Source organism: Actinoplanes sp. ATCC 53533 (assembly GCF_003947245.1).
In genome coordinates this window covers 26,317-36,265 of record NZ_QHHV01000097.1, presented here as the reverse complement: position 1 = coordinate 36,265, position 9,949 = coordinate 26,317, and the positions used below count along the sequence as shown (strand labels likewise).

General features: G+C 71.7%; 7 protein-coding genes and 2 pseudogenes. All 9 read left to right on the top strand.

The genetic code is table 11. From position 1 onward, the window contains the following. Positions 1–1,022: pseudogene (locus tag DMB66_RS61460) on the top strand (hypothetical protein); the annotation flags it as partial. Further along, complete coding sequence (locus DMB66_RS64125; RefSeq protein WP_233624907.1) at positions 1,023–1,613, top strand: hypothetical protein; 591 nt, start codon at positions 1,023–1,025, stop codon at positions 1,611–1,613. After that, complete coding sequence (locus DMB66_RS28990; RefSeq protein ID WP_233624908.1) at positions 1,510–2,949, top strand: NADH-quinone oxidoreductase subunit NuoF family protein; 1,440 nt, start codon at positions 1,510–1,512, stop codon at positions 2,947–2,949. Before DMB66_RS64125 ends, DMB66_RS28990 begins: the two co-directional genes overlap by 104 nt. Continuing rightward, positions 2,946–3,554: a redoxin domain-containing protein gene (locus tag DMB66_RS28985; protein WP_233624906.1), complete on the top strand. Its 609-nt coding sequence runs from the start codon at positions 2,946–2,948 to the stop codon at positions 3,552–3,554. The genes DMB66_RS28990 and DMB66_RS28985 overlap by 4 nt, the downstream gene beginning before the upstream one ends. Before the next feature lie 39 nt (positions 3,555–3,593). After that, positions 3,594–4,457 (top strand): annotated as a pseudogene (locus tag DMB66_RS28980) (cytochrome c biogenesis CcdA family protein); the annotation flags it as partial. A 224-nt stretch (positions 4,458–4,681) separates the two neighbouring features. After that, positions 4,682–6,583 carry a serine/threonine-protein kinase gene (locus tag DMB66_RS64120; protein WP_233624904.1) on the top strand — a complete coding sequence of 634 codons (1,902 nt, stop codon included), beginning with the start codon at positions 4,682–4,684 and terminating at the stop codon, positions 6,581–6,583. Between the two features lie 583 nt (positions 6,584–7,166). Then, entirely contained in the window at positions 7,167–8,291 is a 1,125-nt protein-coding gene (locus tag DMB66_RS28970) for a sensor histidine kinase (RefSeq protein ID WP_125807285.1), read from the top strand. Beyond that, positions 8,288–9,013 (top strand): response regulator transcription factor, encoded by a 726-nt coding sequence (locus DMB66_RS28965; protein WP_125807284.1) that lies wholly within the window; start codon positions 8,288–8,290, stop codon positions 9,011–9,013. Before DMB66_RS28970 ends, DMB66_RS28965 begins: the two co-directional genes overlap by 4 nt. 57 nt (positions 9,014–9,070) lie before the next feature. Further along, the gene (locus tag DMB66_RS28960; protein ID WP_125807283.1) at positions 9,071–9,949 is read left to right on the top strand and encodes a xanthine dehydrogenase family protein subunit M; all 879 of its coding nucleotides are present in this window, start codon (positions 9,071–9,073) and stop codon (positions 9,947–9,949) included.

The window sequence follows — 9,949 nt, the reverse complement described above, 5'->3', positions numbered from 1 at the left end:
CCGCGGCGCCCGCCGCCAGGCCGGTCAGTGCCGCCCCGGCCAGCGCCGCACCGGTCAGCGCCCCGCCCGAGCGCCGGCCCCGCCGCGGCGCCGACGACGAGGAGCGGGTCCGCCGCCGCCGCGACTACGACGACGCCCCCACCCAGCGGTGGCAGTTCGAGGAAGACGACCTGCCCGCGCCGCGCGCGCGCCGCTACGCCGAGGAGGACGCCCCGGCGCCYCGGCAGCGCCGCGCCGCCGCGGCCGAGCGTTTCGACGAGCCGACCGGCGCCATGTCGCGCCGCGCGCTCGACGAGGGCCTGCGCAGCTTCGAGGACGAGGACGAGGTGCCCGCGCCGCGGGGCCGCCGCCAGCCCGCCGACCCGTACGCGCAGGAGCCCCCGGTCCGGTCCCGGCGCGTCTCGGGCGCCGACTTCGAGGACGAGCCCCCGGCCCGGTCCCGGCGCTACGCCGGCACCGAGTTCGAGGACGCGCCCCCGGCCCGCAGCCGGCGCTTCGCCGACGAGGGCGACATGCCGGCGCCGCGCACCCGGCGCAGCGCAGAGGAGGAAGCGCCGCGCACCCGGCGCTTCGCCGACGAGGACGACGCCCCGGCGCCCCGGCAGCGCCGCTACGTCGAGGACGACCGCTACGAGGAGGCGCCGCCGCGCCGCCGCTCCAGCCGCTTCCCGGACGACGAGCCACCACGGCCGTCGCGCTCGTCGCGTTACGCCGACGAGGTCGAGACTGCGCCCCGGGCCCGGCGCGACCGGGGCGCCAACGTCGACAGCGCCGACTCCGGGCGGCACAGCCGCAGCGAATTCGTGGACCTGGCCGGCGACCCGCGGGCCGCGCTAGGCCCGGACATGGAACCCGACGAGACGCCGACCCTGGTCGACATGGCGTCCCGCCGGGCCCGCCGGTCCACCCAGCAGGAACCCGCCCGAGCAGCGAGCCGGGGGGCTCGCCGCGGCAGCAGGGGCAGAACGGACGAATCGGCTGACGACGTGTACTGGCGTCAGCTGCGAGGGGAAGCACAGTGATTGAGCGCACCGAGAGCGCTGATAACACCGGTGGCGTTGCTGTTCGCGGCGCTGCTGTTCGTGGGGCTGCCGGAAGTGGTGGTGCCGTTCGTGGCGGTGCTGCTCGCGGCGCTGCCGTTCGTGGCGGTGCTGCTCGCGGCGGTGTCGTTTGCGGTGGTGCCGTTCGTGGTGGTGCTGCTCGTGGTGGTGCTGTTCGCGGTGGCGCCGTTCGTGGTGGTGCTGTTCGTGGTGGCGCCGTTCGTGGTGGTGCTGCTCGTGGTGGCGCCGTTCGTGGTGGCGCCGTTCGTGGTGGTGCTGCTCGCGGCGGTGTCGTTTGTGGTGGTGCCGTTCGCGGTGGCGCCGTGTCTGGTGGTTGTGCTGCCGCCGTTCGCGGTGCTGCCGCTGTTGATGGCACCGTGTCTGCTGGTCGTGCTGCCGTCGTTCGCGGTGCTGCCGCGCGGGGCGGGGCGGGATCGTGAGCGCGGACCAGGTTCCCCCGGTTACCAGCATCGGGACGCCGCGGATCACGGCCGGTTTCGACGAGTACGGTCGGCTCGACCTGATCGCTCACCAGGAGGTCCACGGTGGCTTCGCGGCGCTGTCCAGCGGTGAGCTGATCGGTCTCGCCGACCGGATCGAGCTGCGTGGCCGGGGCGGCGCCGGCTTCCCGTTCGCCCGCAAGGTGCGCGCGGTGCTCGACTCCTGCCAGCGCCAGGACCTGCCGCCGGTGATCGTCGTCAACGCCACCGAGGGCGAGCCGCCGTCGTGGAAGGACAAGGCCGTGCTCACCCGCGGCCCGCACCTGATCCTGGACGGCGCCGCGCTGGCAGCCGCCGCGCTCGACGCCGAGGAGATCGTGATCGGCATCGCCGACGACGGCATCGGCCAGGAGTCGCTGGCTGCGGCCCTCGCCGAGCGGCGGATGCCGGTGCCGACGCGGATCGTCACCGTCCCGCACCGGTTCATCTCCGGTGAGGGCGGCGCGCTGGTCCGTGGCATCAACGGCGAGGCGCACATCCCGCCCGGCCGGAAGGTCCGCTCCAGCGACAACGGCGTCGGCGGGCTGCCCACCCTGCTCTCCAACGCCGAGACGTACTCGCAGCTCGCCATCGCGGCCCGCCTCGGCCCGTGGGAATACAACTCGGTCGGCATCCCCGAGGAGCCGGGCACGGTCATGCTGACCGTCGGCGGCTCGGCCACCGCGCCCGCCGTGGTCGAGGCACCGACCGGCACGCCGCTGATGGACGTGCTCACCATGTGTGGCGCCGACATCGGCCCGGGCCTGCTGGTCGGCGGCTACCACGGCAAGTGGATCACCGCCGAGGCGGCGAAGACGGTCACCATCTCCCGCAAGGGCTTCGCCAAGGTCGGCGGCACCCTCGGCGCCGGCATGCTCATCCCGATCGGCTCGTCGACCTGCCCGCTGGGCGAGGTCGCCCAGGTCACGCAGTATCTGGCCGGGGAGTCGGCCGGCCAGTGCGGCCCGTGCCGGCTGGGTCTGCCCGACCTGGCCCGCGCGGTCACCCTGGTCGCGCTGGGCGGCAGCGCGCTGGAGAACGTGCGCCAGGCGGCCGGCGTGGTCAAGGGCCGCGGTGCCTGCAGCCACCCCGACGGCACGGCCCGCTTCGCACTGTCGGCGCTCGAGGTCTTCGCCCGGGACGTGGAGTTGCACGCCAACGGCGAGGGCTGCGGAAAGCAGGTGCGCGGCATCCTGCCGCTCCCTTACCACACCGATCAGGGCGCCCGGAAGCTCGCCGTGGACTGGTCGCGCTGCGACGGTCATGGCCTCTGCTCGGCGGTGGCACCGGAGATCATCCGGCTGGACGCCAACGGCTTCCCGGCGTTCCCGCAGACGCCGCTGCCGCCGTGGCTCGAGAACGGCGCCCGCAAGGCGGTCAACGTGTGCCCGGCCCTGGCTCTTCGGCTGACGGAAGCAGGCAAGAAGTGACCGTAACCAAGATCAAATCCGTGCTCGTGGCGACTGCGGTAGCCGGGGCCCTCACCGGGGCCCTCGCCGGGTGCGGCGACCCGGCGGCGGCCCCACCAGCTGCGGCTGCGCAGCCGGCTGCTGCTGCTCAGCCCGGGGATGCCGCTCAGCCCGCGGACGCCGAGCAGGGTGCTGCACAGGCCGCGGGCGCGCCGGCCGTGGTGCCGGCGTCGCTGAAGTTCACGGGTCAGACCTTGGACGGCAAGTCCTTCGACGCCGCGACCATGGCGGGCAAGCCGACCATCCTGTGGTTCTGGGCGCCGTGGTGCGCGACGTGCGCGAGTGAGGCCATGTCGATCGCCGACCTGCGGGACCAGTACGCGGACCGGCTGAACATCCTGGGCATCGCGGGCATGGGCAACAACAAGGACATGCACGAGTTCGTCTCCGACCTCGAGGTGGGCGCGGTGCCCCACCTGGACGACGAGCCGGGCAAGCTGTGGAAGAAGTTCGGCATCACGGAACAGAGCACCTACGTGATCCTCGACAAGGCCGGCAAGGTGGTCGTCAAAAGCTACCTGGACGACCTGCAGCTGACCACCAAGGTCAAGTCGCTGGTGGCCTGAGCGGTGCAGGCCACGCTGCTGCTCGCCCTCACCGCCGGGATGCTCGCGGCGGTCAACCCGTGCGGCTTCGCGCTGTTGCCGGCCTACCTGTCGGTGCTGGTCGCCGGCGACCAGCCACGGCGCGTGCGTGACGGCTCCGTTTCGGGTGCGGGGTCTGGAGCACTGTCGGCGGCTGGCGGTGTTGTCTCCGGGTCGGGGGCTGTGTCTGGCGGTGTTGTCTCTGAGGCAGGGGCTGGGGCGCTGTCTGCCGCTGAAGGTGGTGCAGCGGGGTCGGGGCTGCTGCCCGCTGGAGTCCTTTCGGGCGCGCGGGCTGTCGCCTCCGGGGCTGTTGCCGGCGGGGCTGTTGCCGGATCGCGGGCCGTGTCCGGCGGTATTGCCCCGAGTGCGCGGGAGACCCTCGCGGCAGTGGGGCGGGCACTGCGCTGCACGGCCGCCCTCACCGTCGGATATGTCGCGGTCTTCGGCGTGTTCGGGCTGGTGCTGGCCCCGCTGACCGGCATGTTGATGCCCCGGCTGCCGTGGCTCACGGTCGTGTTCGGGCTCGGCCTGCTCGTGCTGGGCGGCTGGCTGCTCGCCGGTCGCTCGCTGCCGACCCCGGGCAAGGGAATGCGCGCGCCGCGGTTGACCGGCACGGCCGCGTCGATGGTCCTCTTCGGCATGGCCTACGCGATCGCCTCGCTCGGTTGCGCGATCGGGCCGTTCCTCGCCATCGTGGTCTCCAGCCTGCGCGCCGGCTCGATCGTCGAGGGTGTGGCCCTGTTCATCAGCTATGCGGCCGGGATGGGCCTGGTGATCGGCGTGACGGCGCTGGCCGTGGCCCTGGTCCGGGTCTCCGCGGTGTCGCGGCTGCGCCGGGCGGCGGCCTTCGTGCCCCGGATCGGCGGAGCGGTCCTGGTCATCGCCGGAGCGTACGTGGCCTACTACGGATGGTATGAACTCCGCCTTGCCAAGGACTTGAGGGCCTCGGGGCAGGATCCCGTGGTGAATCTTGCCTCGAATGTCCAGCGCGAGTTGAGTAGTGTGGTCAGCCGGCTCGGCGTGGGATGGTTCATGCTGCTGCTGGCCGGACTGATCCTGACGGCGTTCCTGCTGTCCCGTCACCGTCGTACCTCAGTGGGGAGTTGATCGTGGACACCGCGTACCGCGTGACTCCACTGCGCCGTGGTGATCCCGAGCAGCTGGGCGAATACTGGCTCACCGGTCGGCTCGGCTCCGGCGGGATGGGCGTCGTCTACCTGGCGACCGACCGCGACGACAACTACGTCGCGATCAAACTCGTGCACGCCGCCCTGGTCAACGACCCGGAGTTTCGCGGGCGCTTCCGCAGCGAGGTGGAACGTGCCCGGCAGGTGCCGTCGTTCTGCACCGCCGAAGTGCTCGACGCGGACCTGGACCACAACCCGCCGTACCTGGTCGTCGAGTACGTCGACGGCCCGAGCCTCGGCGAGGTGGTGGAGGAACGCGGCCCGTTGCGGGCGGCGGCGCTGCACTCGCTGGCGGTCGGGGTGGCGACCGCGCTGACCGGCATCCACGGCGCCGGGGTGATCCACCGTGACCTGAAGCCGGACAACGTGCTGCTCGCGCCCGGCAGTCCCAAGGTCATCGACTTCGGTATCGCCCGCGCCTTCGAGGCGACCAGCCAGCACACCCGCACCGACCAGATGGTGGGGACGGTCGCCTACATGGCGCCCGAACGCTTCTCCTCCGAACCGGGCACCCCGCTGACGGCGGCCGCGGACATCTTCGCCTGGGGTTGCGTCGTCGCCTATGCCGGCACCGGCCAGACACCGTTCCATGGCGACTCGCCCCCGGCGACAGCGGCGCGGATCCTCACCCAGCCCCCGCACCTGAACGGGCTCTCGGAACCATTGCGGGAACTCGTCGCCCTGGCGCTGTCGAAGGATCCCGAGGAGCGGCCGACCGCCCGGGAGTTGCTGGACATGCTGCTGGGCGACGAGCGCGGGTCCCGTACGCCGGCCCGGCAGCGCGCCATCGTGCGCAGCGCCCCGCCCGTCCCGGTGTCGCCGGCCGTCGTGGAGTATTTCGAGTCGCCGGACGAATCCTATGATTCCTACCCATCCTCCCCTTCGGCTCGGGATACGGCCGGGCGCTCCGCCGCCTTTGACCGCTCGTACGCCGCCGATCGTTCCTATTCCGCGGACCGTAGCTACTCCGCGGATCGTCCAGGACCGGTGGTCGGTGGCCGGTCGCGGGGTCATCGGCTGCTCGCTGCGCTCGCGATCCTGCTGGTGATCGCCGGCGTGGCCACGGTGGCGCTCGTGCTGAACGCCCAGGGCCGCACCGGCAATCCGCTGACCACCGGGGGAGCGCCGCGCGATGATACGGCGGCCGATGTGGGACAGGCCCCGGCGGGGCAGCGAGATGGCACCTCCGCCCCCGAGAGCCAGCCCCCGACGACGCCGGCGGATTATGCGGCCGCCGAGGACGACGAGCGGGCGCCGGTGGAGCCCAAGGACGGCGAGCCGATCATCAATGACCCGCTGACTAGGCCCGGCCTGTGGCTGGACAGCGAGATCCGCGAGCAGAACGCGAACTGCTTCACCCGCGGCGTGATGCGCGCCGCCCGGGTGGATCGCGGCACCTACAAGTGTGTCGGGCCGGAGGAGTCGATCGCGGACGATTTCGGTGTGGAAGTGACCACCGCGCTGCAGTCGGCGGGCAGTTGCGCGGCGATCTGGTTCCACTGGGATCCGCAGCGCGGCGGCCAGGTGCTGAGGGTCTGCCAGAACGAGATTTCGGTGGCCGCGGACATGCCGAACGATCGCAAGGTCTACGGGCGTATCTCGCTCAAGCAGCGGATCGCCTTGCGTCAGTCGACCCGGATCCACCTGGTGGTTGTCGAGGGTGAGGCGCAGGTCTTCCGTGGCGGTGACTTCGCGGGGGCGATTCCACTGCCGGAGGACGGCCCGGACGAGGGCCAGGCGCTGCTGGGCCTGAGCGTCGAAGCGTCCGATGCGGATCCGCCCTACGCCGTGACGTTCAAGAACGTCGCCATCCGCTCCTTCTGAAACGCGGACTCCGACCCCTAGAGTCGTCGCGCCACGCATCAGGATGGCCTCCCTCCCGGCGGAAAGTCGGCCTTCGAGATTGCCGCCGAAGCGAGGCGGGTCGCAGACCCGGGCCCGGGCCCAGGCCCAGGCCCAGGCCCAGGCCCAGAAGATGCTGTGCACCGCTGCCAGGCCGATGCTGTAGACGCCGCCGGCGGCCAGCAGGGCGATGAAGGGATTACCCGCCAGCAGCACGGCGACGATGACCCAGATGACCAGCGGCCCGAACACCAGCGGGCTGCTGACCGGGCTGCCCTCGGCCGCTGCGTCGAGGTCGTGCGGCACAGCCCGGGGCACGGCGAACAGGCCGAGCCCCACGATGAGCCAGCTGGGCAGACCGGGCCGCCGAATCTCCTGCGTCATGCCGGCGACGGTACGGAGGCCGCAGCGCCGATAGATTCCGCATGAGGCGACAACGGTTGTCGCTTTTCGGCGTACGCACGACGCCCGGGGCACTCCTACGATTTGACGCGAGAACGCTGCCGTCCTCAGGCAGCAGGTGAATCGGGGTGTTGTCGTGGGTCAAGGCACGGGGAAGAGACAGGTGGACACGGCCGTCGCCGTTGGCGTCGCGGCCGTGCTCGCCGTGGTCGTGTCGGCTGATCAGGGTGGCGGAGCCGGTGTCGCCGCCTACCTGTGGGCCGCCGCTCTCGGCGCGCTGATGTTCTGGCGGCGCCGATACGCGCGCACGGTCCTCGCCCTGACCATCCTCGGTCTGTTCGCCTACTACGCGGAGGGCTTTCCGGCGATCGGTGTCGCGGTGCCGGTGGCCGCCGCGTTGTATGCGGCTGCCGAGGCCGGCCATCGCGTCGCCGCGATCATCGGCGCTACGACCGTGCTCACGGTGTCAGTCGCCTTCCGGCTGCTGGAAGGGCAGGACTTCCGCTACGTCGTGCTGTACGAAGGTGTCGGGCACGCCGCGCTGATGACCGCGGCGATCATGCTGGGGGAGCTGGTCCGGGCCCGGCGCCGCATCGACGCCCTGACCGAGCAGCACATCATCCTCGAGGCGGAGCGCCGGCTCAGCGAGCACAAGCAGGTTCTGTCACGGGACCTGCACGACTCGATCGGCCACACACTCACCGTGGCGGCGATCCACACGAGCGTCGCCCAGCAGGAGGCAGTCCGGCATCCGCAGGCGGCCGTGGCGGCGCTTGACCACGTGTCCGAGGCGGTGTCCCAGGCCCTGGCCGAGCTTCGCGCCACCGTTCGCGAGCTCCGCGCCGACCCGCCGCCCTCTTTGCGGGACGTGGAGTCGCTGGCCGTGACCGCCCGCGCGGCGGGGTTCCACGTGCGCACCCGGATCGAGCCGGTCGAGGAGCCCGAGGTCTCGGCCACGGCATTCCGAGTGGTGCAGGAGGCCGTCACCAACGCCCTTCGGCATTCCGACGGCCGGCTGATCACCATCGACGCGTGGCACGCGAACGACGACCTGAAGGTGATCGTCCAGGACGATGGCGTCACCGCCGACGCGGCGACGGAGCACGCCGGCCTCACCGGCCTGCGGGAACGAGTCATCGCTCTGGGCGGCCGCCTCGACACAGGCCCAGCGCTGCGCGGTTGGCAGGTCAGCGCGACCCTTCCACTGTCCACCGCCGCACCGTCCGTCGCCGTGCTGTCCGCCGTTCAGCCGCCCTCGGGTGTCGACAACCCTGGGAGGACCTCATGACCGGCAGCCCCGTCCGGGTGGTCCTGGTGGACGACCAATCCCTGATCAGAGCGGGCATCGCCAGTCTCCTGACCGGAGACGACGACAACACCGGCCGCCGAATCGAGGTCATCGGTGAGGCCTCCGACGGTGCCGCGGCCCTGCCGCTTATCCGCCGCACCCAGCCCGATGTCGTTCTCATGGACATCCGCATGCCGGGCACCGGCGGCATCGAGGCCACCCGCCAGATCCGGGCCGATCCCGCCTGCCGCAACTCTGCCGTTCTCATGTTGACCACGTTCGACACCGACCAGGAAGTGCTCGGTGCCCTGCGCGCCGGTGCGGACGGCTACCTTCTCAAGGACGCCGGCCCGTTCCGGCTGCGCTCAGCGGTTCGCTGTGCGGCGGACGGCGAGCCCGTACTTTCGCCTGCCGTGGCCCGGCAGGTCATGAGCCATGCTGCCGCGGCTGTCCAGCTCACGCCGGACCCACGGCTGGAGCGTCTCACCCTGCGGGAGCGTGAGGTCCTGACCGCCTTGGCTCAGGGCGAGGACAACACCACCGTGGCCCGGGCCATGCGGCTGAGCCCGGAGACCGTGCGCACCTACGTCAGCCGCATCCTGGCCAAGCTCGGCGCCACCAGCCGGGCGCAGCTCGTGGCCATCGCGCATCGTAGTGGGTTGCCGGAAGGGGGACCGACCGATGTGGACATTGCCGCGGTCTGCCCCGGACCGCCTGATTAAGCATTGGCTTAGGTTGGCGTTGACAGATTGATCACATGGAAGCCCATACTTCCCCCCATGCAGGTTCCGGCACCCTTCGAGTACGCACGGGCCACGTCCGTGGATGACGCCATCGGGCTCATGGAGCGCTACGGCGACACCGCCCGGCTGGTGGCCGGCGGCCATAGTTTGCTGCCCATGATGAAGTTGCGGCTCGCCAACTTCGAATACCTCATCGACATCAACGATCTGCACGGCGAACTCGGCTACGTCGCCGTCGAGACCGATCAGGTTCGCGTCGGGGCGCTCACCCGGCATCGCGAGCTGCTCGAGTCCGATGCGCTTGCCGCCGTGCTGCCGATCTTCCGGGACGCCGAGCGAGTCATCGCCGACCCCACGGTTCGCAATCGGGGGACCCTCGGTGGTTCGCTCTGCCAGGCCGATCCCTCCGAGGACCTTTCCGCTGTCTGCACCGCGCTCGGCGCCAGTTGCGTCATTCGTGGCTCCGGCGGGACCCGGGTGGTGACCATGGAGGAATTCCACCGCGGGCCGTACGAGACCGCGGTCGCCGACGGGGAGATTCTCGTCGAGGTGCGCATCCCGGTCCGCGAGCGCGGCGGGAGCGCGTACGAGAAGGTCGAGCGCCGGGCCGGTGACTGGGCCGTGGTCTCCGCGGGTGCGGCCGTCTGGCTCGATAGCGACGGTCTCGTCGCCGACGCTCGCGTCGGACTCGCCGCCGTCGGACCCAACACCACCGGCATCCCGGCCATCTCGGCCGCACTGCGCGGCCGCCCGCCCGCCGAGGAGCTCTACGCCCAGGCCGGTGCGATCGCCGCCGACAGCTGCGATCCCGTCACCGACCAGCGGGGCAGCGCCGATTACAAGCGCCATCTCGCCAAGGAGCTCACCGTCCGCACCCTGCGCCGCGCCGTGGCGCGCATTGCCGAGAGAGGCTGA

Coding starts and splice junctions, on each gene's coding strand:
- DMB66_RS28965 (WP_125807284.1), top strand. CDS start 8,288: ATGACCGGCAGCCCCGTCCGGGTGGTCCTGGTGGACGACCAATCCCTG.
- DMB66_RS28960 (WP_125807283.1), top strand. CDS start 9,071: ATGCAGGTTCCGGCACCCTTCGAGTACGCACGGGCCACGTCCGTGGAT.